The following is a 26074-nucleotide window of genomic DNA, read 5'->3' on the forward strand; positions in this document are numbered from 1 at the left end:
GTTAGTCGGGACCGATTTCAAACATGAAGAAACTACAAGTCTTTATATCATCTACATACAGTGATTTATTAGAAGAGCGTCAAGCTTGTGTTGAAACTATTCTGCAAGCTGGTCATATACCAGCAGGTATGGAATTGTTTGCCGCTGGTAGTGAAACGCAACTTGACACAATAGAAAGATGGATAGACGCTTCTGATGTTTATATGCTTCTTTTAGGTGGTAGATATGGTTCTCTAGACCCGAAGACTAAGCTGGCTTACACAGAAGTCGAATATAGATACGCGCTCGAAAAGAAAAAGCCAGTTTTTGCTGTCGTAATGTCAGATGCTTTTCTTGATACCAAAATAGCTCAAGTTGGCAGATCAGTGTTTGAGCAAGATAATGTTGATAAGTATAAGAAATTTAAGAAACTGGTGCTCTCTAAAATCGTCAAATTTTTTGATAGCCTGGATGGAATCAAATTGGCTATCTTTCAGTCAATGATTGAAATTGATAGTCGTTACAATTTAGAAGGATGGGTAAGAGGTAGCGAGGTAGTTGATGTAAAGCCACTAATAAGCCAAATATCTGCCCTTACCCAAGAAAATGCTGATTTAAAAAAGGAGATAACTAACCTACGCAAAGACGGTGTTAAGCAATCAAAGTCAAAACGTACTTTGAAACAATTTGAACTACAAGGTAACGTACATACTGTTGAGCACTGGCGAGACATGCTAACAAAAGTGTTAGGAATGTTTGCTGAACAAAAGCGGATTAAAGACCCTGATGTGCTTTTGAATTTAAACAATAACCGGGCGACGTTTTTCACATTCGATGAATCTAAGGTCAGCCGCCCTCATAAAATTCCATTAACGAAATTGTATCTTGGTACTCACCAAAGCCCTGATAGCTTTCAAAGATTAACTCGGTTAGTTGTGGAGGCAGTTGGTTTACCTGAAAGTTCTTTCAGAATAATTGGAGAAATACCTAATCCAAACGGAGATTCAGATTAACAACAGCGTATATAGGTAGTCAAGCCACATCTGATAAATCATTTTCGAGGTTTCGGGTAACTTTGCTACATGGAGACAGGTGTTTACATTCCCATAATTTCCGATTACGGCTTCAAGGCCACTTTTGGCAACGAAGCTGACAGTTTGTTCCTTCGTACAGCCTTGCAGGCACTGATCAAATCGGATACACCCATCCGCGAAGTTCATTTCGATAAGAATTCGTTCGAGGCTCTGACCATTGATAGCCGAAGCGGTATTTTCGATTTGGCCTGCACCGACGAAAACGGCAGTCAATTCATCTTCGAAATGCAATTAGGTTTGGCGCCACATTTTGTGCAACGAATGAAGTTCTACGCCCTGCACAAGTTCAACACTATAGTCGAACGGGGTGAGTTTGATTACGCCAATTTGCCCAAAATCTACGCCATTGCTATTTTAGCCAAGAACATTTTGCCAATGACCCATTTTCACACCGTTGCCAATCTGAGAAGTGAGGAGGGTAAAATCATTGACACTCAAATGACGTTTATTACCGTAGAATTAGCTAAGTTTAACAAGCAAGTAGCTGAAATAGAGAGTGATTTAGACAAACTGGTTTATACCATGAAGACGCTTCATACAACCGAACCCACACAATATCCGGCCTTCTGGAACGAGGAGTGGCTCAAGCGAGCCATTGACGAGTTGGACACACGGAAGATGACTCCAGAAGAGCGAGCGTATTTTGCGCGTGTGACAGCGGCCAACGCTGAAGCGGTCAAGGCTGAGAAGCAAAAAATTCAAGAAGCTGAGATGTCGATAAAAACCGAGACTGTTGCGAAATTATTAAAGCGTGGCAAACTCACCATCGAAGAAATAGCCGAAGACAGTGGTGTTAGCGTTGATTTCGTACTTGAAATTCAGCGAGGGCTTTTCAAAAAGTAATAAGACAGGTCGCCAGCGACAGGCAGCACGCCCCAAAGTTAACGTTGACAGCTCAACTGGCCATGTGTGTAAATGGCTTTCTACGGTCTCCATCACACTTCAAGGTGTTGGGTGACACAAACAACAGTAATAAAAAGTGGCAAACTAACGTCTCCGTGGCAAATAGCTGTCAGGAGCACCTACAGAACAAATTTTGCTTATTTTCTCACAGTTGAAATAGATGATAATTAACGTTAGGCAGGAAACTGAATCTGACCATACTGCCATTGCTAATGTTATTATAGACGCTTACAAAGACGTAGGCTATAGTAATAAGAGAGAACAGTTTATGGTAGAAAGATTAAGGAAGTCAAGTTCGTTTATACTTGAATTATCACTGGTTGCCGAAGATGATCATGGAAATATTGTAGGTCATATTTTACTGACTAAAATACATATCCAAAACCAAGATCAATCTTATGAAGGCCTTGCTTTAGCTCCAGTATCGATAAAGCCAGCCTATCAAAATCAAGGCATTGGCAGTGCGTTAATAAGGCAAAGCCATTCAATAGCTAAAGATCTCGGATATACATATATTGTTGTTCTGGGTCACGCAAAATACTATCCCAAATTCGGGTATGAACTTACCAGTAACTATACTATCAGTATACCCATTAAAGTTGCTGAAGCAAACTGCATGATTATTGCTCTAACTGAAAGCGGTTTATCAGGCGTCACAGGTATGGTTACATATCCTGGAGAATTTTTCGAATAAACGTACATAGTACAATTTGGTAACAACAACCAATCGATTTGTTCGCTATCCAGGCATTTCAGACTGCCGTCGACAAACCCACGCCCACGAGGATATTGTGCAGCCCAATGTACCAAGGGGCTGCTACGTTTGTTGTTTTGGGTAGTTTGCAAGACCATCAGCCCCTCTAGGACTTAGGCGTTTTTTAGCGTCCGTGTTCCAATCCATTGTATTGGCTACGAGCCGGTTATCCAGTCAATTAATTCATTGGCTCGGGCGCCGGTTTCGCCCGTGCTGGGACTATTCCCTTCACCCCGCAAATCTTTCACAATCAACTCGATCAGGGGCTGTTGTACGTGCTCCGGAAAGGGAATGTCGTAATTCGCCACGCCCGTTTCTGTTTCGACCCGGATGAAGTATTTTTCGAAGAACGAAAACGACAGTTTCCCTTTGGAGCCAACAAACTCAGTTTGCTCAAGCCGTTGCTCTTTATTTACAGTAAAGCACCAGCTTCCTATCCCCAATACGCCAGACTGGAATTCAAAATTTGCCATGGCAATATCGTCGGCCTCATACAAACCAGCCTGATTTCTGGAAATTCCATTGGCCGCTTTGATGGGGCCTAGTACGTATTCCAGAAAATCGAACTGGTGAGAGGCTAAATCGTGAAAAAGCCCGCCCCCTGAAATATCCGGAGAAACCCGCCAGTTCGGCTCTGGCCCCTCCCCCAGTTCTCGGGCCGCTGGTTGCCAGTTCAGCTGAATCCGAACGTAGCGAATATCGCCAATGACGTTCGTGTCGATCAGTTCCTTTATCTTCAAAAAATAGGGAAGCGCCCGGCGGTAAAACGCGACAAACAGCGGCATGCCCGTTTCCCGGCTCACCTGACTCATGGCTTCGCATTCGGCGGTATTCCGCGCCATCGGCTTTTCTACATAGACCGGCTTTCCGGCCCGCATAGCCCGAATGGCATAATCGGCATGACTACCGGGGGGTGTCGCTACGTATATCGCGTTGACATTGGGGTCGTTAATCAGGGCATCGGCATCGTCGTACCAAGCCGGTACGTTATGGCGTTTGGCATAATCGGCGGCTTTTTCGGCATCCCTCCGCATCACCGCTACTAAACTTGAATGCGGCACTTTGTTAAACGCCTGTCCACTTTTCACTTCCGTTACGTCTCCGCAACCAATGATACCCCAGTTTATTTGATCCATGCTGTTTAGTACGTAATAGCAAGCTCTTTAGCCTGTTACGCAAGAAGGATAAACCGAGGATTTTCTACCAAAAAACGATCTCTACCTTACTCGGCTTTCTTCTGCTTGCCTGCTACGGCCTGTTTTTCGGATATAGCTGTGATGGCAGCCACCAGCCGGTCGAGGTCTTTTGGCGAATGATAAACGTGGGGCGTCACCCGTACTCCGTGAATATTTTCCCAGTCAATGCCCGTTGTATGGATTTTGTACTTGTTTAGCAACAGGCCATCCACCTCGCTGGTCTTCATGCCATCGATGGAAAACAACGCAACAGCTCCGGCAAACTCGGGTTTGAGAGACGTATGAATTTTTACGCCGGGCAAATCCTTGACCTTCTCCATCCAGTAATTTTTGAGGTAATGCGCCCGAGCAAACTTTCGGGCCGTTCCAATGCTATTATGAAAATCAACGGCGGTACCGATCGCCATTTCAGACGCAAAGGAACGGGTGCCCAGACTCTCAAACTTACGAATATCGGGACCATCGGGTTCGTTGTTCGACAGCAACGCCCATACGTTACGTATCTTATTTTGCCTGATGTAGAGCATGCCACTACCAAAAGGCGCACAAAGCCACTTGTGCAGGCTGGTCGCGTAATAATCAGCGCCGAGATCGGGGATTTTGAAATCGAATAGGGCGAACGAGTGCGCCCCATCGGCAATCACTTCAATGCCGCGTTTATGGGCTTCATCCGCAATTTTTCGAACGGGCATCACCTGCCCGATCCAGTTGATCATGTGCGTTACGTGTACCACTTTTGTTTTGGCCGTAAACGCCTTAACGTATTGATCGACAAGCGAGTCTTCGTTTTCGCTGGGTAGATCCAGATTTAAATAGACCAGTTTGATACCGTCGCGTTTTTCCCGCTGTTTCCAGGCGTTCAGCATGTTCGGGTAATCCTGTTTGGTCAGTACGACCTCATCACCTGGTTTGAGATTCAGGCCGAAAATGACGGTGTTTAGCCCTTCGGTGGCATTCCGGTTGATAGCGATTTCCTCGGCAGAACAGCCGCCTAAATCAGCCAGCTTTTCGCGTAGCGATTCGCGACCCTGATCCAGAATTCGCCACATATAATACGACGGTGCTTCGTTGCAGTACTGGTAAAACCGGATGTGCGCATCCTGCACCACTTTCGGCTGCGGACAAACCCCGCCGTTGTTGAGATTCAGCAACGTTGGCGATACCGTATATTCCGATTTCACCCACGACCAGAAATCTTCGTCCTGCGCCCACTGAGTAACCGACTTCAGTCCGGCATCGGCAAAAGCAACGGGCCGGGCAAACGTTTCGGGCAAAAACTGTGGGAGTGTGAGGGCACCGGTGGCTGCGGCTGCGGTTTGGCGAAAGAAGGTTCTGCGAGTCGACATGGCTGTATATACGTGAGGATGAACGAGGTAGGGTAAAAATATGCATTTTTGACGCGATAGCAAACAAAACACGGGTAACCAGTACGTTTCGCCATAGATAAAGTTAAAATCACTTTCTTAGCGGAATGAAACAACGTATCGCCCATATGGCTCTGGTCGTCGATGACTACGACGAAGCCATCAACTTTTACACCGGGAAACTCAATTTTACACTAGTCGAAGACACAATCCTCAGTGAATCAAAGCGCTGGGTTTTAGTTGCGCCTGCCGGTAGCGACGGCTTCTCGTTATTGCTCGCCAAAGCCGATGGCGATGAGCAGCGAAGCCGTGTGGGCAACCAGACCGGCGGGCGCGTTTTCCTGTTCCTGTTTACGGATGATCTCTGGCGTGATTATCCCAATATGGTGGCTAACAATATAAACTTTGTGCGCCCACCAGTTGAGCAACCTTACGGCACAGTAGCTGTTTTTGAAGATTTATATGGCAACCTGTGGGACTTTATTGAACCTAAAACGGCTAGCTAGTACGTATCAAAACCCTCTTTATCAACTCATTCGTGAAGCAAATTCTTAATTATCTGGTCGCGTTCCTTATCACTACGTCGGTTTACGCGCAGCCGACGCCTAAAATCAGGATTTTGCTGCTTGGAACCTTTCATTTTGGCGAAACACAGGACAAGGGAAAAACGTCGTTTGATGACTTATTTTCGGCGAAACGACAGCAGGAACTTCAGCAGCTAACAAACCAGTTGGCACGCCTGAAGCCCGATAAAATTTTTGTCGAGAACGAACCCGGTCAGCAGGCGCACTGGGATAGTTTGTACAGCCAATATCGTCAGGGCACACTCGACACCAATGTCGTACGCAACGAGATTTTTCAGGTGGGTCTCCGAACAGCGCGTAAAGCGGGTCTGCCGCGGGTGTTTTGTGTCGATCATCAGCAGCCGCTTCCTTATGACAAACTGGAAGCCTTCGACCAGCGCACCAGTAAGGATTCGGTGGCGCTACGTAAAATGGCCACCTACAAATTACTGAGTCTGCCGTATCCGTACCCAAAAAAGACCCAGAAGCTGGCCAACTCAACACTCCGCGACTTCTACACCTATATCAATTCGGCAGAGTATGACGCCGGAAACCGAGCGGATTATTTCGTCTATGCGCCCGCAGGCGGGTATGATAACGACTATACGGGTGTTGAGTTTATCACGAGCTGGTATGAGCGAAACGCCAAGATTTTCACCAACATTTTGCGACAGGCCGAGCCAACCGATAAGTTACACATTGTACTGTTTGGGTCGGCGCACATGCTTCCGTTGCGGCATTATTTCCAGATGCACCCGTTTTTTGACGTAATCGAGGTAGCGGACGTACTGAAATGAGTATGCTCTTCAAGAAGCCACTGGTTCATTCAGTTTCCTGAGGATTTATCAAATTTCAGGTTTTGAACGCGCACCGCATTCAGAATGGCCAGCATCGCTACGCCCACGTCCGCGAAAACGGCTTCCCACATCGTAGCCAGCCCGCCAGCGCCCAAAATCAGCACAATGGCTTTGACCACGAATGCCAGCGTAATGTTCTGCCAGACAATGCGCCGGGTGGCCCGGCCAATCCGAATGGCCGTGGCAATGCGTGAGGGTTCGTCGTTCTGGATCACAATATCAGCGGTTTCGATGGTCGCATCAGAACCCAAGCCCCCCATCGCGATACCCGCATCAGCCAGGGCAACTACCGGCGCGTCATTCACGCCATCGCCGACAAAAGCTAATTTTGCTTTGGGTGTGTTGGCCAACTCCGCTTTCAGGGCTTCGACTTGTTTGACCTTATCTTCAGGCAACAGATCGCCGATGGCCGTGTCAATGCCTAACGCATCCCCTACGGCTTTTACCACCGCCGATTTATCGCCGGACAGCATCACCGTTTTCAAGCCCAGTTCATGCAGTTGCCGAACGGCGTCCTTAGCATCGTCTTTGATCTGATCTGCAATGACGAAGTGACCTGCAAATTTTCCATCGATAGCTACCAGCACGACGGTATACGGAATCTGGGTTAGTTTCTCATCAAACGTAACCCCGAACTGTTGCAGCAATTTAGCGTTTCCGGCTAGCACCTGTTTCCCGCTCACCGTGCCTTTCAGCCCCTGACCAGGAATCTCTTCGACGCCTTCGACCGTGAGTGATACGTAGTCTTTAGGTGCATACGCCAGCACCGCCGTAGCAACCGGGTGAGTCGATTTACTTTCCAGAGCCGCCGTCAGGCGGGCAAGTTCATCTTTATCCATACCCTCCGTGTGGACATCGGTTACGCTGAAAACACCTTTGGTCAACGTACCGGTTTTGTCCATCACGACGGTTTTAACCTGCGTCATAATGTCCAGAAAAACCGAGCCTTTGACCAGAATACCGTGTCGTGAAGCCGCACCAATCCCGCCAAAATACCCTAACGGAATGGAGACGACCAACGCGCAGGGGCAACCAATTACCAGAAAGACCAACCCCCGGTAGAGCCACTGACTGAACTGATAATCGGCCACAAAAAAGTAGGGCAATACCGTAATCAGAAGGGCTAATGCGCAGATAATCGGCGTGTAGATTTTAGCGAATCTGGCAATAAACTCCTGCGTCTGGGCTTTACGACCCGTAGCCTCCTGCACCATTTTCAGAATGCGGGACAGCTTGGAGTCGGCGTAAACAGCCGTTACGTCCATATCCACCAACGACTGCCGATTGATCATTCCCGCCAGCACCGATTCTCCTTTTCGGATGGTTCGCGGGACGGATTCACCCGTTAGCGCAGCCGTATCGAACGAGCCACTGTCGGAGCGCATGGTGCCATCAAGGCCCACCTTCTCCCCTGCTTTCACCTGCACTACGTCACCGATTGCCACGGCAGCGGCTTTAACGACAGTCGCTTGTCCATTTCGCAGCACTGTCACCTGATCGGGTCGCACGTCCAGCAATGCTTTCACGGATCGGCGTGCCCGCAGGACGGCCGCATCCTGAAACAATTCGCCAATGGTATAAAACAGCATCACGGCGACACCTTCGGGGTATTCACCAATGCCAAACGCACCCACTGTGGCCACGCCCATCAAGAAAAATTCGGTAAATACGTCGCGTTGTAAAATGCGGCTCCATGCCCGGCGCAAAACCGGCCAGCCGACAGGTAAATAGGTGGTCAAGTACCAGCCCAGTCGCAGCGGCCCATTGAACCAGGCCGGTTTCAGGTTATCAAGGAGAATGCCGATCAGGAGCCCGGCCAAACTAAGCAGAGCGGGCAAATAGGTCGTCCAGGTTTGTTCTGGCCCCTTTTTAGGGGATGCCTCCGCTACTGGGGTAGTTCCTTCTTCGATCAATTCCACATCGTCGTGGTCGTGGTCGTGATCATCGTCGTGCGTATGCGCCATAGGAATATCAGAGTTCAATAAAAAAAGTAAGAATGCCGAGAACGATCAGAATACCACCCGTGATCCGTTTCTCGTGATGGTCGAGCCAGTGCCAGTTCAAATGCGCTAAGCCCTTGAAAGACACAGCCGTTAAGGCAACCATGCTGGCGATGGTAACCAGCGTGTAAGCGATTGACAGAGTAATGATGGCAGGCCATCCGAGCGTACCGGCTGTAAAGAAAAAGGTCTCGATTTCCAGACAGGGCGAAAACAGCATGGCGACCGATAAGGTCGTTACAATGGCTCGTTTCGAGCGGCCGGGACGATCCAAACCTTTAGGAATATGTTCATGAGGGGCGCTGGCGTTGTGCATGGCGAAATAAATTAACCCCATAAAAACCAGCAGCACCGACGCAATGAGCCGGGTCTGGTCTTCCAGTCGGGATGAGATTTCCAGGCCGATAGCCCCAATGAGCACGCCGATCAATACCGTACTCAGTGTATGAAAAAATCCGCTCAACGCCACCACACCCAGCGTTTCCCGCTCCGACCAGCCTTCGGCCCGTCCGATGAGAACTACCGGCAACCAGTGGTTGGGAATGGCCGCGTGAACAACGCCTAATAAAACACTTCCAATGAGCAGATTCCAGAGCATACTCTCGCCAACGTTTATTTATTCTTCTTCCTCCACATTATTCATGACCGACAGCAGGTCATAGGCACCGGCGATTACGATTTTCCAGTCGGGTTTGAAATCGGCGGGCAACGTAACGGCCCGATAGCCATTTTCAACAATGCCCGCCCGCACGGGCACCGGCCGAAACCGGTAATGCGTCGCACCGTCGTGGGTCACCTTCTGGTCAAACACGAATACCTGCGATTGATTCCCGGCCTGCACGATAGCGCCTTCGGGCAAGGCCGATTCAGGCGATGCGGTTGTTTCAATGGCCGCTTTGAGGAAGGTACCGGGTCGCGACAAACCAGAACCATCCAGCGACGCATACACCTTAACCGTGCGGTCCGTAGCTGTCTGGCGATTAATGAGTTTGATACGTCCCATTCGTTCCCGCGTTTCGCCCACAATCGATATTCGAACCCGTTGTCCTATCTGAACCTTCGCGATGTCGCCCTCAAACACGGTCAGTTCAGCCAGTAAACCGCTGGTACCAACCAGTTCAAAAAGTACGTCGTTGGCGTTAACGTAGTGACCCCGGTTCACATTTGACTCGGTGATGGTGCCATCAATAGGAGAACGAATTTCGACCGTGCGACTGATTGTGCCAGCCCGTAAGCGAGCCATTGGAATACCCAATAAAGCGAGTTGTTGTCGAAGCCCTTCGGCGCGGGCTTTAAGAAGACCCAGTTGCGCCGTAGCCTGCTGAAACGTTTTCAGCGCGCCCACGTTTTCGCGGCTTAGTTCGCGCTGCCGGTCGTACTCCTGTTGCTGGAACGTCAACTGACTTTCCGTTTCCAGATATTCCTGTTGCAGGCGAATAAATTCGGGATTTTCCAGCACGGCCAGTACCTGCCCCTTCCGCACGGACGTACCCGCTAAATGATTGGCCGTAGCCAGAATACCCCCATAATGCGTTGCCACCGATACCTGTTGCTGAGGGGGTGCATTCAGTATGCCATTGACCCGGATAAGGTTGCTCAGCGTTCGGGATTCAATCGATCCCAACTTAATACCCGCCGTCTGGTATTGGGCTTCGGTGAGTTCAACCGTGCCCGCTTCGGCTTCCTTCTGGGTAGAATCTCCCGAAGTTTCCGGGTTTCCTGTTTCAGCCGGTTTGTCAGTTTCTTTGCAGCCGCCCAGATTAGCCAGCAGAAGTATCATTAGAAAGAGTCGTTTAGAAAGCGTCATGGTTGGGTGATGCCTAACAGCAGTTCAATGGTGATAACGGTTTGATTCAGTTCGTTGAGAGCCGTCAGGTAGCCCGTCTGGATGTCGCTCACGGTACGTAGATTTTGTAGCACCTCAACGTAGCCAATCTCGCCAGCTCGATACGCCTTATCAACCTGCGTCCGAATCTGAACCGCCTGGGGCAAAGCTGATGTCTGGTAATAGGCCAGCGTTTGCTGGTTTTTGGCGTAGGCTTCCAGGCGCTCGGCCAGTTCCCCTTCCAGACTACGTTGACGGGCTGTCAGGCTGGCTTCGGTTCGTTGCTGGGCTAACTCACTGGCCTGTACCCTCGCCCGTAAAGGTTTAGAAAAGATAGGAAGGGAGAGCCCAAACTGGCCATACGTAAAGCGGTTGCCAAAACCGTAGAAGCGGTCCGCTCCATTTACCTGCTCCACGCCCTGCAACGACTGGTTGGTCAGGCTGACGAAAAAATCGGGTTTGAGCCGGGCCCGTTCCACATCCGTTTCGCGCCGAACAATTTCGATCTGCTGCCGTAACAAAGCCAGTTCCGGATTCGCAGCTAACATCACCGAATCAACGACCGGCAACGAACGAGCGCTCAGCACCGAGTCACCGGTTACGGGTAAAGCAGGAAGGCCCAGCAATGTTTGCAGTCGCCGACGTAGTATCTGTTGGTCAGCTTCGTTCTGTTGCTGCAATAAAGTAGCCTGCCGGGCGGCTGTTTCGGCGGCCGTTTGCTCCAGCAAGGTTCCTTCGCCCGTTCGTCGGCGCACAGCCGCGCCACGCGCAACCGCCGTCAACAGACTATCCTGCGTAACCAGCGTCCGCCGTAAGGTTTTGAGGTACGTCAGCACGTAGTACGTAGATTTTATCTGGTAGGCCAGTTCCTGTCGGCTTAGTCGTCCTTCGGCTTCGGCTCCATCAACGCGGGCATCGGCCAATGACCGCAGTCCCCGTACCAGGGCAGGCGCAGGCAAACGCTGCCCCACCGTGATTGAGCCGTCGAAATATTGGCTATTGTATTGTCCCGCCGAGACGGAAATATCCGTTTTCCCCACATCGCCTGCCGTACCGCGCAACGCCCGCTGATAGCCCACCCCAAGTGCTGACACGCGTAGCGTCGGGTTGGCCTGATACGCCTGATCGAGCGCTTGTGAAAGATTGAATGAAGCCGTTTGTCGTACAGAATTTGGCTGATTCGTAACCTGCGCTTGGGTAGAATGGCCCAATCCCAGCAACGTACCAACGAGTAGCCACGGCCACCAACTGGCCGTTTGTGTGATAGGAATCGGAGGTGCCTGTTTTTTACCAAACGTCTTTTCCTCCAGATAATACAGAATCGGCAATACGATCAGCGTCAGCAACGTAGCCGTGATCAAACCACCGATGACGACCGTGGCCAGCGGCTTTTGCACCTCAGCGCCCGCCGATGAAGACAGGGCCATCGGCAGAAAACCCAGTGACGCAACGGTCGCCGTCATCAGCACGGGCCGCAACCGGATGTACGTTCCCCGGAAAATAACTTCGTGCAGATCGGGTTCGTTTTCTTCCCGTCGGATGCGGTTGAATTCGGCGATTAGCACAATACCGTTGAGCACCGCCACGCCAAACAGGGCGATAAACCCGACACCCGCCGAGATGCTAAACGGCATGTCGCGCAGCCACAGCGCCAGCACGCCCCCAATAGCCGAAAGCGGAATAGCCGTAAAAATCAGGAGCGCCTGCCGCACCGAATTGAACGTAACGAACAGGAGCACAAAAATCAGGATTAAGGCAACTGGCACCGCAACGGCCAATCGATCCCGGGCTTCGATCAAATTCTCAAACTGCCCACCATAAACGACGTAGTACCCCATCGGAAACTTGATTTTCTCATTAATTTTTTGCGACAACTCATTCACCACATGTTCTACATCACGCCCCCGCACGTTGAACCCGATCGTCAGCCGCCGTTTGGCATCTTCCCGCTGAATCTGGTTGGGACCCGGTTTTAACTCCACGCTGGCGAGTTGACCTAGAGGAACCGGTGTACCACCGGGGATGGCGACTGTCAGGTTTCGCACATCGTCAATGCTTCGGCGGCTCTGATCGCCCAGACGAACGACGACATCATAGCGTTGTTCACCTTCATAGACCAGCCCCGCACTCTCGCCCGCAAAGGCCGCACTGAGGGTATGGTTGATATCATCGACGGCCAGACCGTAGCGAGCAAGAGCCTCACGATCAGCTTTTACCACAATCTGAGGTAAGCCTTCTACCTGTTCGACATACAAGTCCGTTGCTCCTTTGACGCTACCGACCAATCGGCTGATACGGGCGGCCAACTGCGTGAGCTGATCCAGATCTTCGCCAAAAATCTTGACGGCCACGTCCTGTTTGACGCCTGAGGCCAGTTCATTGAAACGCATTTGAATGGGTTGTTGAAATCCGAACGTAACACCCGGAATCGCTTTCAAAGCCTCCGCCATTTTATCAGCCAGTTCTTCCTGTGTATCGGCAGATGTCCACTCGGATTGGGGTTTGAGGATAATCATCAGGTCAGCCGCTTCGATGGGCATGGGGTCGGTGGGTATTTCGCCGGACCCAATTTTCCCGATCACTTCCTTTACTTCAGGAAATTTGCGTTTCAGTATCCCCGATGCCTGGATGGTTTTTTCCACCGTCTGGGAGATGGACGAGCCGGTCAGGACACGCGTTTCGACGGCGAAATCACCTTCTGACAATGTTGGGATAAACTCGCCACCCAACGTAGTAAAGAGCCAGATAGCACCAGCTAAAAACCCGGCGGCTACCAGCAGAACCAGAGTTTTAGCCTGCAATGCCCAGCGAATGATGGGTGTGTAAAATCGATGAGCGGCCTTCATCAATCGGTCGGACAAAGTTTGTTTATGATTTCCATGCTTGCTCAGAAATAGCGCGGAGGCCATCGGCACGTAGGTTATCGAAAGAAGAAAAGCGCCCAGAATAGCGAAGCTAACGACCTCAGCCATAGGCCGAAACATTTTCCCTTCGGTACCAATCAGCGCCAGAATAGGCAGGTAAACTATCAGGATAATGATTTCCCCAAAAGCAGCCGACGTTCGGATGCGGCTGGCCGAGACAAAGACCTCTTCGTCCATTTCTTGTTGTGAAAGAGTGAAAGAACGGGAGAGCGAATGAGTGGCTGGCGCATCAATTTCACTCCGCCCTAGTCGTCCAACTTCACTCATTCGCTCATTCGCTCTTTCACTCTTTCGTAGCGCGAGGTGATGCAACGTCGCTTCAACGATAATGACAGCACCATCCACAATAAGGCCGAAATCAATGGCCCCCAGACTCATCAGGTTGCCCGATACGCCAAAGACGTTCATCATTCCGATCGCAAAGAGCATGGCCAGCGGAATAACAGACGCCACAATCAGCCCGGCGCGGAGGTTTCCCAGAAACAGGATCAGGACGAAAATAACGATCAACGCGCCTTCAATCAGGTTTTTCGTCACCGTACCGATCGCGCGATTAACCAGCTCCGATCGATCCAGAAAGGCATGAATGTCGACGCCTTCGGGCAGTGTCCGGCGAATCTGCTCCATACGTGCCTTTACTCGACTAATGACCTGATTGGCATTTTCGCCTTTGAGCATGAGCACCAGCGCACCAACGGCTTCGCCTTCGGCGTTACGAGTCAACGCGCCGTACCGAACCGCCGAGCCAAATTGCACGGTTGCTACGTCCCGAATCAGCACCGGAGCACCACCCGACGTTCGCCGGACGACGATGCGTCCAATGTCGTCCAGATTACCCACCAACCCTTCAGTTCGGATAAAGTAAGCATTAGGTTTTTTATCAATGTAAGCGCCCCCCGTATTCTGGTTGTTACGGGATAGAGCCGTAAACAAATCATTGATACCCAAGCCATACGCCCGAAGCCGGTCGGGATCAATCGCGATTTCGTATTGTTTGACAAATCCACCAAAGCTGCTGACATCCGCTACACCCGGCGTACCCAGCAATTGCCGACGGACCACCCAGTCCTGAAGCGACCGCAGTTCCATCGGCGAATACCGTTTTTCGAAGCCGGGTTTGGCGTAGATAACGTACTGGTAAATTTCACCCAGGCCGGTGCTGACAGGTCCTAGTGTCGGCTCGCCCGTACCCGCCGGAATCACCGTTCGGGCATCGGTCAGGCGCTCGCTCACTTGCTGACGCGCCCAGTATAGGTCGGTCGATTCAGTAAATACGATCGTGACCACCGATAAGCCAAAACGCGAGATAGACCGTACTTCGACAACCTGGGGAATGGTCGCCATCGTCTGTTCTACAGGAAACGTGATCAACCGTTCAACCTCCTGCGCAGCCAGCGCGGGCGATCGGGTAATGATTTGCACCTGATTGGTGGTAATGTCGGGCAGAGCATCGATGGGGAGTTGACTAAATGAGTAGCTGCCCCAGCCAATCAAGGCCAGCGTGAAAAGCCCAATAATGAGTTTATTGTGAATGGAAAAGCGGATGATAGAATCCAGCATAGAACCAAATAGCTAAGGTGAACAGATGAGTAGCGCGCGAACGAAATTCCATACGCAACATAGTTGCACAGGTTCGTTAAGACGCACGTATCCAGTCTTAGCTTACTTGGGGTGGCTGCCAGGTGGTCAGCGAGGGGGAAGGAAAATCAGATTCAATCAACGTAAAAAGAGCACGTTGCCAATCTGACGGCTGGTCAACGTAGTGAAAGCTGAATACAGGCGGGGGTGTATCGATGGGCAACCCGCAGCAACTGCAAACGCAAAAAGGAGAACAGGAATCACCCGTGGCTGAATTGATCGGGTGCTGATGACCATCAGCCGCAATCGTTGTTGCCTGCGCGGGTAAGCGTACCGGCTCGCACTGGTCGGCGCAGGGAAGCATCGACAGCATCAGCAGGTAAAGGCCCAATAGCAGACACACAGGGGATTTCATGTGTCAAATATACACCTTTCGTATATGCAACCGGTAGTCAAATATCCTCCCAGTGCTCAAAAAGGCCTTTATAGTAATGTGAGTGCGGGATTTGCGTCTTACCCTCGATCCTCTGAAGGACGGTCGGGGGTAAGACGCGAAAGTTATATCAACATAGGATTAATTCTCTAGTTCGGCACGAACAGTACGGCATCGGCTACTACGATGCCATCCGCATCTTTGGTCGTAACGTCAACGTAGTTTTTCTCACCCGGCGACAGTTTATAGGTTCCCAGCAATACCCACTCGCCTGATGTTTGGCCCTCAACCCGAATGTCGGATTCCCGAATCGTTATGTCTTTCGTCTGACTACCCGCCGATACCAACAGATTCGTTTTGCTCGAAGCACCCGCAATTTTCGGGAAATAGATATACACCTGATACGTAGCGGCTTTGGTCACGGCAGGCCTGAACCGTATCGTTTTAACATCTCCGCCAGAGGCCAACGTAGTAAAATAACTAGGACCATACGCCCCTTTTGGATTGTTGTCACGGGTCCAGTTACTCGCACGGGTAACCTGGGTGGGGTCGTCATTGTCCACCAGTATTTCGGGTGTACTGCCGTCGGCTAGTGGGTTAGTTTTGAGCACGCTTTGTAACTTCTTAACATCGATGGCCTGCACAGATGTTTTTCCGTCAATGGCCATACTGGCCGCAATCGCCGATGATTGGGCCAGCACCATAAAGACCGGCTCCATCCGAATGGAACCATACGCAATGTGACTCGCCGAAAGACAAACGGGCACTAACAGGTTTTTGCATTCCTCGGCCTTGGGAATCAGGCAGCGGTACGAAATGGGGTAAGGTGGAAAGCCTCCAATCTGTACGTCACCTTCATTCTTGACCATTCGCTGGCCGTTTTTCTCCACCACGAGCCGCTGGCAATTGTGCGAATCCATGGTGTAGGCCGCCATGCCTACACCGTCCGTCACCACCTCGCGGCCCTGGCAGTTGGCCTGCGTCATCACGTAGTTGCCAATCATGCGCCGGGCTTCGCGCACGTACATCTGAGTCGACCAGTTACCCGAATCGGTATATTCATCTTTCGGATACCCAAACTTGAGCATCTCCGTTTGAATGTCTTTCCGCATCCGGGGATCGTGCCCGATAAAATACAGCAGACCCTTATTATACAGCTCGTGCGCCCGCTGAATCTTAGCCCTGCGTTCGTAGCTGCCTTCCGGGAAGTCCTGGTTGTCGCCAATCATATCGGTTGAAAACGGCCCGTTGTTATTGATGTCCGTTTTCTGGTTCGGCATCCGGTCGGGTTTCAGGATGGTGTTGAACGCCAGTTTGGGATTCTTGTCGATGGCCCGTAGCAACAGTTCATATCGGGTGGAATCATAGCCTTCGGGCTTTGTAATGGGAATCATGTTGGCGGGATCGCTACTCAGGCAAATTCTGAAATTATAGGCCTGCACCAGCTTACTTCCCGTGCCAGTAGCCAGCACGGGTGCTGTACTGATGCCCCATAACAGCCCGCTTTCGGGTTTGCCGGGCGTTTTATACGGATCAACGCCGTCAGCAAACTGGTGTTTGTCGAGCAGTTGAAAACCGTTGTAGGTTTCGTTATACGTCTTGTTGTCTTCGCGCCCAACTGTATACTTCACGCCCGCTTTAGCCATTAGATCGCCTTCGTAGGTGCAGTCCAGAAAAACTTTGGCGTTGATGGTACGTAGCGTTTTGCTGGCTCCCGACGATGGCTCCACCGTAATGCGCTGAATAACGCCATTCTGTTTCGCCACTGATGCGAGTCGATACGAATAAAGGACGTTGACGTCGGCCCGTTTGACGTATTGCTGGAAAAGGTCTTCGGCAACGTGAGGTTCAAAAATCCACTGTTCAAACTTTCCGTAGTGTTTCCCGATCTGGCGGTAATAGTCGCGGGCAATTCCAGAAATCGCGTATTTATTGCCAATATCGGTGTAACCCAGGCCGCCCGTCGTTAATCCACCCAGATGACGACCAGGTTCAATCAGAATGACGGATTTCCCCATTTTCTTCGCGGTATAAGCCGCAATGACACCCGCCGATGAACCCCCGTAAATGCAGATATCAACCGTTGTCGGAGACGATTGGGCAATGGTAAGTGTACTGAAAAAGGGAAGGCTAGCGAAAAGAATAAGTAATTTTTTCATACTGATTGATTTTACCGCCGGGTTAAAGCCCGGCGGTAACAATGAAAAAAATGTCAGGATCAATACCCTGGATTCTGATCCAGTTTGGGATTTACATCGCGCTCCGTTTGCGGGATCGGGAACAGATAATGTCGTTCTTCAACCACAATCGTCGGATTCTGGGCTTTCATGGCACTGATCAATCGTTTTGTACGCGCCAGATCATACCAGCGATGGCCCTCGAAAGCCAGTTCCAGCCGACGTTCCAGCAGCAGGCTGTCACGGAATTGGGCCTGACTGAGGTTAGCCGTCAGACTTGGTAATCCTGCCCGGTTTCGAACGCGGTTAATCGTCGAATACGCTTCCGTGCTATTGGCGGCCTGCTCATTCAGGGCTTCTGCATACATCAGCAGTACGTCGGGATACCGGATAATGGGGTAATTATTTCCCCCATCGCTGGTGCCGGTCGAAGCTGGGTCCAGGTATTTGTAGACGTAGCAGGGAAACAAAACACTGGCCGGAGCCGCGGGTGTGCTGGTCGCCGAATACAGTTTCAGCGTTACGTTCCGGCGCTTGTCATCGGCGCGATAGGCTCTGTACAGGTTTTCGGTAGCGGGATCATCCCCGAAGCCGGCCACCCCATTGATGCGGTCGAAGTTAGGACGCATGTACCCCTGCATTAGACTTCCTTCGCCAAAACCACCGCTCAGCGCCTGCATTTCGAAGACGGCCTCTTTCCCATTTTTATTAGCGATCAGGAAGGCATCGGCAAAGTTGGCCCACAAGTCGTAAACGCCTAAATCGATAACTTCTTTGGCTTTGGCCGAGGCTTTCGGCCAATCCTGACGGGTCAGGTATACCTTGGCCAGAAATGCTTTCGCAGCTCCTTTGGTAGCTCGCCCTCTATCGGCGGTAGAATAAGTCGTTGGCAACACCGCTTCGGCATCGGTAAAGTCCTGAATAACCAATTTGTATACATCATCCGCCGATGCCCGTGCGACAGCTAAATCATTTAACGACGTTGTTTCTGTGGTGATGATAGGCACACCACCGAACAGGCGCAACAGGGTGAAGTAATAAAAGCCGCGCATAAATTTTGCCTCCGCCACGTAGCGGGCTTTCAGGCTCTCATCCATCGTAATAGCGGGTACACGACCGATCACGGCGTTGGCCCGGTTAATGGCCGAATACACGGTCGACCAGATCGACTGAAACGTATTGGTAGCCGGGGTAAACGTGTATTTGTCGAGGTCGTTTTTGGGCTGGTTGGCGGTCGAACGACCATTCCCCCATTCGGCATCGTCGGTTGCCTGATCCTGCAATATCCACATGATCTGACCATACAGGTTGGCGTTGTTCAGCGGGTCATAAACCGCACTAACGGCGGCCTTGGCATCGTCGGCGTTTTTGTAAAAATTCGCGGGTGTAAAATTCGATTCGGGCTTCTGGTCCAGCACTTCGCAGGACGTCATTGCGCCGAGTAGAAGTAGGGCAAAGAATATGTTTTTTTTCATGGCTAAAGTCTAGTTTAATGATGAATTATGAATGATAAATGATGGCACTTCTAGCTAATCATTTATCATTTATCATTCATAATTCATCATTGTGAGTTAAAACCCTACGTTAAGTCCAAACAGGATGGTTTTGGCGGACGGATAGCTGGCGTAATCAAAACCCTGACTTCGGCTGTCCTGACCGAAGCGGTTCACTTCCGGATCGTAACCCGAATAGCTCGTCCAGGTCAGGTAGTTCTGCGCCGTTACGTACACGCGTACCGATTGAATTTTCAGGCTGTTGAGCACCGATGCCGGTAAGTTGTAGGCAAGCTGAATGTTCTTCAGCCGCAGGTACGAACCGTCTTCAATCTGCCGGGTCGATACGCGGTTGGCCGGGCGGGTAGTCGATGCCCGCGGCATGTCGGTGTTGGTATTCGTGGGCGTCCAGCGATTCAGTACGTCCCGATCCTGATTGGTGGTGGCGTTCAGGTATTCCAACTCGTACCGATTGGCATTCAGGATATTATTTCCATAAACGCCCTGAAAGAAAGCCGTCAGTTCCACCCCTTTATACGAGAACGTATTGCTGATACCACCCAGGAATTTGGGTTGCGCCCGACCAATGATCGTACGGTCATTATCGTCAATCTTCTTGTCGCCGTTCAGATCGAGGTATTTGCGGTCGCCGGGTTTGCGGGCTTGTGGATCGGTTAGTGCCGTTAGTTCGTCGGCGGTTTGATACAAACCATTGGTCACGTAGCCGAAGAACGACCCCAGCGGCTCGCCCACCCGGATAATGCCTGAGTTCAGGCCCTGACCAATGTTCGCTACGTTCCCGGCGAATATCTGCGGTGTCCCCCCAATGTCGAGCACTTTGTTTCGGTTCAACGCGAAATTCAGATCAGTACTCCATTTGAAGGCGCCGTCGATGTTGCGCGACGAAATACTCAGTTCGACACCTTTATTTTCGACTTTACCGAGGTTTTTAATCGCGCTCGAAAATCCCGACGTACTTGGAACCGTTACGTTCAGCAGCAGGTCTTTCGTACGTTTCAGGTACACATCAGCGGTCAGGGTAATGCGGTTGTTCAGGAAACCAACATCCACACCCAGGTCGGCCTGGGTTGTCGTTTCCCACGACAGGTCAGGATTCGCAATCTGATTCGGACCAAGACCTGTTGATACGGTATTCCCGAAAACGTAATTCTGAGTAGCCAGCAGCGAATAAGCCGGGTAGTTACCAACGCCATCCTGATTCCCGGTGGAGCCATAGGTAGCCCGTAATTTCAGGTCATTTAGGACGCGATTATTCTTTAGAAACGCTTCTTCGGAGACGCGCCAGGCCAAAGCTGCCGACGGGAAATAGCCATACTGCTTGTTGGCCCCGAAACGCGAGGAACCGTCGCTACGGAACGAAGCTGTTAGCAGGTATTTGTCTTTGTAACCGTAGTTAATGCGGGCCAGGTAGGATTGCAGCCCCCAGGTGCCGATACCGGATTCAGGCGTTAAGGGCACCGAACCCGACGCCAGGTTGCCTGACCCTAAATTGTCATTTACAAAATTCCGCGCCTGCGACCGGTTGCTTTCTGTGCGGTTAGCCTGCTGTGTGTAGCCCAGCAAGGCCGTTATGTTATGAATGCTGTTGAACGTGCGCGTGTACGTCAGCAGATTTTCATTCAGCCACGTCATGGATTGACTATTAAAAATTGAAGCGCTTCCTCCCTGTGCCAGACCGCTGGAAACCGATCTTGGCAAATAGGAATCCTGCTTTTGTAATATGCCATCCATGCCCAGCGATACGCGCAGGTTCAGCCCGTCGATAATCTGATAATCACCGAAGACACTCCCAAAGATTCGGTACGCCGTATTCCGGTTCTTATTGTCCCGGGCCAGCGCCACCGGATTGTCAGCAGTGAAGGGAAGTGCCGGGTCCGTCAGCAGATACGTACCGTCGGCGTTACGAACAGGCAGAATCGGCGGGAATTGGAGAGCTGCGATGGTCACCAGACCGGCACTACCCAGATCACCATCCGAACGCGCCTGGTTGGTAACGGTTCGGTTGACGGTCAGGCTGTTGCCAATTTTTATTTTGCTGGTCAGTTTTCGATCCAGGTTGATTCGAAACGAATACCGATCGAAATCGGAGTTGACAATAAGACCACCCTGTTTGAAGTAGCCGCCCCCAATGGCGTATTGCGTTTTTTCGTCCCCACCGCTAAACGAGAGCTGGTAATTCTGAATGGGTGCCTGCTGGAAAATTTCATCCTGCCAGTCGGTGCCTACCCCAAAGGCATCGACCTGCGCCTGCGTATAGACCGCCGGTCGGCCTTCGTTCGTATTGGCATCGTTCACAAACTGAGCATATTCCCGGCCATTGAGTAATGGGTATTTCCGGCGAACGTTCTGAACGCCGTAGTACGCATCGAGGGTAATCGTTGATTTACCCGCTTTGCCCCGTTTAGTCGTGATAATGACGACCCCGTTCGATCCACGCGATCCGTAGATGGCCGTAGAAGACGCGTCTTTGAGGACGGATATTGACTCGATGTCGCTGGGATTCAGCGTACTCAATACGTTGAAATTACCCCCTGAACTAGCCCCGTCGTTTTTGAAGGGAATGCCGTCAATAACGTATAGCGGCTCATTATCGCCCTGAATCGAGTTGCCACCCCGGATACGTATGCTCGTTGTACCACCCGGTGCGCCTGAGTTCTGGGTAATCTGCACCCCTGCCGCCCGACCCTGTAAGGCCTGATCGAGGGATGTGACGGCCACTTTACGGATTTCTTCGACGGGAACCGTTGCCACGGCGCCTGTCAGATCGCTTTTTTTGACCTGCCCATAGCCGACGACCACGACCTCATTCAGGGATTTGTTGTCGGGCACTAACTGGACGTCAACAACCGACTTATTATTAACCGCCTGTTCCTGAGTAACGTAGCCAACAAAGCTAAATACCAACGTAGCACTCCCATTGGGAATGTTGAGCTGATAGCGCCCCTGTGCGTCGGAGGTGGTGCCACGGGGAGAGCCTTTCACCACGACGCTCACGCCCGGCAGCCCTTCTCCCGTTTCCCCGGTGACACGGCCGCTTATCCGTACGTCGGTTGGTACTGATTCGGTTAGTTGAACGGTTGCCAGATTCGTCAGGCCAGCTAACGGGACAGGTCCGGTAGCTGCGGTTGTCGCCGGTTGTTCGGGCAGGCTGATCGTGGCCCGATCGCTGTTTTTAGGTGGTAGAATCAGGTAAGCGCCAGACCGCAGTTTCTTAAACCGAAGTCCATGCGGTCTTAATATAGTATTGAGATTCGTTTCTAACCGGGCGTTCAGATTGAGGGGTTCGAGCGGCCCAAGCTGATACGCCACAACCGATTCTTCGAACAGCACATCGACACCATAATGCTCCTTAAGCTGCAACAAGGTCTGCTTAAGTGTCTGATTCGTAACGACAAGATTATTGGTTTTGGTGGGGTGCGTATTGTCGACCTGTTGGGCAGATCGGGCAAAGGCCAGCGTTTGGGCCACGGTGTGGCCATAACCCACACTTAACAACCAACTGGTTGCCAGCGCAAGGGGTAGCGATTTTCTCATTGAGTAAGTTGGGTTTCGGTAGCAGTTGAAAAAATTAGATTTTGATCACGATGACTGACCCGCAGATTGAGCAATTCGGCCAGCGCTTCGGCCAGTTCGTCAGACGAACCGGCCCGTATGGTTCCCGTTAGCGTTCGGCGGGCTAAGGCCGGATCGGTGAGCTGGACGGATACTCCGAATACGCTCTGGATTTGGTGAGCCACTTCACGCAACGAGGTATTGTTGAAGCGAAACAGTCGGTAGCGCCACGTAGCAAATCGGGTGGTGTCGAGCCGGTCCTGTAGGCGCAGGGAACCCTTTCCGTCAACCATGACCTTATCGCCAGGCTTCATGAGCAGATCCTGAGCTGTTTGATTGCCAGTCTTGTAGTGGAGATTTACTTTGCCTCGCTTCAGCACAACTTCTGCCTGAGTCGCCCGGCTACGTACCGAAAATTCAGTGCCTAACACTTCAACCGCCAGCCCATCGGTGGCCTGCACAACAAACGGCTGATTGGTCGACAGATGGGTTACGTCGAAAACCGCATCGCCCGTTAGCGCCACTCGTCGCGACAACCAGCCATACCCGATGCGCGGCATTTTAAGGGACGAATTGCTATTCAGCGCTACGGTCGAGCCATCGGGCAGACGTAGCGAACGAAGCTGATGTGGACCCGTCGTAATCGTTTTATAGACCAGGGGGTCTTTGGCTAACCAGCCACAAGCAAGCAACGTAACGGAAATTGTAGCCGCCACCAGCCAGCGGCCCGGATGCCAGAACGGTCGCGGCTCGTCCGGGAATTGGCGTACGAATCGGGGATATTCGTCCACTGGTCCGTCGAGACGTTGGCGAAACCGATCCAGGTGGCGATCAACGTCGGGGGCGTATTGAGGGACACTCCGCTCCCATTCGTCAAGCCATTGAAAATACGTTTCCCGGCTGTTTGGCCGGGCCAGCCACTCACCGATCACTTTCTGCTGAACAGACGTTGCCTGTCCGGCGAAATAGGTAAATAACAAGTCTCGGGTAGGTTCCATGATGAGGTAGTAAGTCGTTGAGCGTTACGATAAAGCCGTCAATAGCAGCAGTCCCCAGCTAATCAATTTTTGTTGACGAAGGATTTGCCGAACGGTCGAAATGGCCCGTAGCAGATGATTTTCAACCGTCTTGGGAGATAGGTTCATCTCGGCAGCGATCTCTTTGTACGATTTCCCTTCGAACCGACTCAGCAGAAATACCCGCTGTCGCTGGGGCGACAGTTGCTGAACAGCCTGCTCCAGCGCCCGGTAGAGTTCGTCCTGCTGCAACAGCCGGTCGGGTTGGGTAGCGTCAAGATCGGGCCGGTCGAGGTCGTCGGGCAGCGGTTCCTGCCGATTCAATTCCCAACGCAAACTATTGTAGGCACGGTTACGCACGGCCTGAAACAGATAGGCGCGGTAAGACCCCTGAATCTGTTTGTACAACTCTTTGGTGTACAGCGTATAAAACAGGTCAGCCACTACGTCCTCCGCTACCTGACGGTCGTAGACAAAGCGAATGGCATGGCTGCACAAGGGCGCGAAATACTGCCTGAAAAGCAGCTCGCAGCCTACTCGTGGATCGACCGCAAAGGCGTTGCGTATGAATAGTTCGCTATCGACGGGCGCGGGTCGAACCGACGTATCACTTGTCACTTCTGCATCGTTCCGTAATAATGGCGTTGTTCCGGCAGGTATCGGATCGGCAGATTGCCGAAAGGGAAATGCATTTGAAGCCATCCAGTCTAAGGGTCTAGTATACAGAAGACAAGTTGGCGTAATAAATCCCCCAATCGGATTTTATTTTTTATTTATAAAATGCAAAATACCAGCATCGGTCTTTATGAAGGCCAACCCTGGTATCTAAATTCTGGTAAGATAATACCGGTGACTGTTGCAAAAGTTGATCCATATCTGAATTTGCCTTTTCAAGCGATTAGTTTCAAGGCAAAATTTAGAGAACGGGTCTCATTAATGGAGCTTAATAAGTGCTTTCCAGACTTTTGCAACAGCCTCTAATTTTATATGAAGAGATTGAAGCAAGGATTGATTTTCCATTATTAGATAATGATCGTCCGTTAGAATTGAAATTATCCTAATCTTTTATTTCAATTGGTTAGTAATAACCTGATCAACTTCATTTATTAAGGTGGACGAATAGCCACTAGCTGTGTAGACTATTATACCTTGCTTATTAATAATAAATAAAGCCGGTGATCCGTAAACTTTGTAAAGAGATTCTATCAAATTGCCCTTATAAACGCTGGGCATGGTAATAAGCCTATTCCTTAAAAATAGATCTAATCTATCCCTTTTAGGATCATCTATCGTATTGATGCCTACAACAACGACCTCATTGGAGGGAAACTTTTCATGAAGTGCCTGTAACGCAATCATCTGCTTTTGGCATGGAGCACACGCTTTGAACCAAAAGTCCATTATGACAATTTTACCCTTTAAATCAGTTAATTCCATTGTATTACCACTGATCAATGGCAATTTCCAATTGGGTGCAGGCGAACCAACTGGTAGCAACTCATCTTTAGTATCTTCTTCAGAAGAGTTGTACCTCTTTTCTATTCGGTAGTCGGATAATTTTTCTCGGCTGAATTGATTGACTTCCAGTAACTTCTTTTTTATGCCAGTGATCGAGTAATCAAAAATCAACGTTTCTTTCGTTTCGCCGGCTGTTGACGTTAGTATCGAGACCGTTCGCAAGGGAAGAGACGAATTGGTAGACACATAATAATAAACTTTAGAAGTCCTCTTTGGATCTCGTGAATTGTCAATAGTTAGTTTGTAGCATTTTTCACCTGCGAAATAATCAAAACCAAGAAGATGTATATTTTGAGCAGTAGACGGCTGGTTAAAATACTGAAGAAGTCTATTGGTATTAGTTAAATAAACAGGTCCCGTGAATCCCGTAAGCTGTTCTTTTATCTTACTTGCGTGTTCCTGTTTGCTCATCACTTCAAGAGTTCGGTCATAGACGGTAAAAAGATAGCTGCCATTATAGATTTGCTGATAGCCATCTTCTCGAAAGGCAGCTAGCTGATAACCCATTAATGAATCATCAGGATTCTTTTTAAAAAAGCATAAGGTTGTATGTTCTGTAAGAGATGAATCATCATCAGTAACGAGCTTAGTAAGCTTATCATGCATCGTGAATTGTCCTTCATCCAACTTCAAGACGGCTTGATTTATCTTATTCAGAATATCGATTACGTTTATGTTTTGAGCCTCAGTTATCGTTGGAAAGACCAAAAAAGCTGTTGCTATCAAGCCTGATAAAGTCTTCATTATACGATTCTATGCATTTGGGTGTACTTTAAATATTATTTTATCAATGGCAGAGCCGTTTATATTACCTCAGAATGGCGCAT

Annotated in this window: 18 protein-coding genes; 5 read left to right on the forward strand and 13 right to left on the reverse strand. The window is 50.4% G+C overall.

The genetic code is table 11. The annotated features are described in order from the left end of the window. The first annotated feature begins 23 nt into the window (after positions 1 to 23). From BM202_RS03755 to BM202_RS03765, 3 genes are all read left to right on the forward strand, one after another. Complete coding sequence (locus BM202_RS03755) at positions 24 to 992, forward strand: DUF4062 domain-containing protein (protein WP_093823101.1); 969 nt, start codon at positions 24 to 26, stop codon at positions 990 to 992. 69 nt (positions 993 to 1061) lie between these two features. Continuing rightward, positions 1062 to 1916, forward strand: a complete 855-nt coding sequence (locus tag BM202_RS03760) for an Rpn family recombination-promoting nuclease/putative transposase (protein WP_093823102.1) — start codon at positions 1062 to 1064, stop codon at positions 1914 to 1916. Between the two features lie 220 nt (positions 1917 to 2136). Continuing rightward, positions 2137 to 2670, forward strand: coding sequence for a GNAT family N-acetyltransferase (locus BM202_RS03765; protein WP_177236496.1), 534 nt, complete (start codon positions 2137 to 2139; stop codon positions 2668 to 2670). 215 nt (positions 2671 to 2885) lie between these two features. Here the strand turns inward: BM202_RS03765 and BM202_RS03770 are convergent, their stop codons facing one another. Then, positions 2886 to 3866: a Gfo/Idh/MocA family protein gene (locus tag BM202_RS03770; RefSeq protein ID WP_093823103.1), complete on the reverse strand. Its 981-nt coding sequence runs from the start codon at positions 3864 to 3866 to the stop codon at positions 2886 to 2888. An 86-nt stretch (positions 3867 to 3952) separates the two neighbouring features. Then, positions 3953 to 5272: an aminotransferase class V-fold PLP-dependent enzyme gene (locus tag BM202_RS03775; protein WP_093823104.1), complete on the reverse strand. Its 1320-nt coding sequence runs from the start codon at positions 5270 to 5272 to the stop codon at positions 3953 to 3955. A 125-nt stretch (positions 5273 to 5397) separates the two neighbouring features. Here BM202_RS03775 and BM202_RS03780 point away from each other — a divergent pair, with 125 nt between their 5' ends. After that, positions 5398 to 5796, forward strand: a complete 399-nt coding sequence (locus tag BM202_RS03780; RefSeq protein ID WP_093823105.1) for a VOC family protein — start codon at positions 5398 to 5400, stop codon at positions 5794 to 5796. Positions 5797 to 5828: 32 nt separating this feature from the next. After that, entirely contained in the window at positions 5829 to 6650 is an 822-nt protein-coding gene (locus tag BM202_RS03785; protein WP_093823106.1) for a DUF5694 domain-containing protein, read from the forward strand. Positions 6651 to 6679: 29 nt separating this feature from the next. On the opposite strand, the gene BM202_RS03790 is transcribed toward BM202_RS03785, so the two are convergent. The 11 genes from BM202_RS03790 to BM202_RS03840 form a co-directional block, all read right to left on the reverse strand. Then, on the reverse strand, positions 6680 to 8674 hold the full coding sequence (locus tag BM202_RS03790) for a heavy metal translocating P-type ATPase (RefSeq protein ID WP_093823107.1): 1995 nt from the start codon (positions 8672 to 8674) through the stop codon (positions 6680 to 6682). Between the two features lie 7 nt (positions 8675 to 8681). Continuing rightward, positions 8682 to 9308: a hypothetical protein gene (locus BM202_RS03795; RefSeq protein WP_093823108.1), complete on the reverse strand. Its 627-nt coding sequence runs from the start codon at positions 9306 to 9308 to the stop codon at positions 8682 to 8684. Between the two features lie 18 nt (positions 9309 to 9326). Then, positions 9327 to 10490, reverse strand: coding sequence for an efflux RND transporter periplasmic adaptor subunit (locus tag BM202_RS03800; RefSeq protein ID WP_245776509.1), 1164 nt, complete (start codon positions 10488 to 10490; stop codon positions 9327 to 9329). Between the two features lie 23 nt (positions 10491 to 10513). Beyond that, positions 10514 to 15019, reverse strand: a complete 4506-nt coding sequence (locus BM202_RS03805) for a CusA/CzcA family heavy metal efflux RND transporter (RefSeq protein ID WP_093823110.1) — start codon at positions 15017 to 15019, stop codon at positions 10514 to 10516. Between the two features lie 97 nt (positions 15020 to 15116). Further along, on the reverse strand, positions 15117 to 15452 hold the full coding sequence (locus tag BM202_RS03810) for a DUF6660 family protein (protein WP_093823111.1): 336 nt from the start codon (positions 15450 to 15452) through the stop codon (positions 15117 to 15119). Between the two features lie 167 nt (positions 15453 to 15619). After that, positions 15620 to 17629 carry an FAD-dependent oxidoreductase gene (locus tag BM202_RS03815; RefSeq protein ID WP_093823112.1) on the reverse strand — a complete coding sequence of 670 codons (2010 nt, stop codon included), beginning with the start codon at positions 17627 to 17629 and terminating at the stop codon, positions 15620 to 15622. 59 nt (positions 17630 to 17688) lie between these two features. Beyond that, positions 17689 to 19122: a RagB/SusD family nutrient uptake outer membrane protein gene (locus BM202_RS03820; RefSeq protein ID WP_093823113.1), complete on the reverse strand. Its 1434-nt coding sequence runs from the start codon at positions 19120 to 19122 to the stop codon at positions 17689 to 17691. Positions 19123 to 19218: 96 nt separating this feature from the next. Continuing rightward, positions 19219 to 22695: a SusC/RagA family TonB-linked outer membrane protein gene (locus BM202_RS03825; RefSeq protein WP_093823114.1), complete on the reverse strand. Its 3477-nt coding sequence runs from the start codon at positions 22693 to 22695 to the stop codon at positions 19219 to 19221. After that, positions 22692 to 23711 (reverse strand): FecR family protein, encoded by a 1020-nt coding sequence (locus tag BM202_RS03830; RefSeq protein ID WP_093823115.1) that lies wholly within the window; start codon positions 23709 to 23711, stop codon positions 22692 to 22694. Before BM202_RS03830 ends, BM202_RS03825 begins: the two co-directional genes overlap by 4 nt. Positions 23712 to 23735: 24 nt before the next feature. Beyond that, a complete protein-coding gene (locus BM202_RS03835; protein ID WP_093823116.1) occupies positions 23736 to 24431 on the reverse strand; it encodes an RNA polymerase sigma-70 factor in 696 nt (231 codons plus the stop codon). 363 nt (positions 24432 to 24794) lie between these two features. Beyond that, positions 24795 to 25991, reverse strand: coding sequence for a TlpA family protein disulfide reductase (locus BM202_RS03840; protein ID WP_093823117.1), 1197 nt, complete (start codon positions 25989 to 25991; stop codon positions 24795 to 24797). Between the last annotated feature and the right edge of the window lie 83 nt (positions 25992 to 26074).

Source organism: Spirosoma endophyticum (assembly GCF_900112365.1).
Classification (GTDB): domain Bacteria; phylum Bacteroidota; class Bacteroidia; order Cytophagales; family Spirosomataceae; genus Spirosoma; species Spirosoma endophyticum.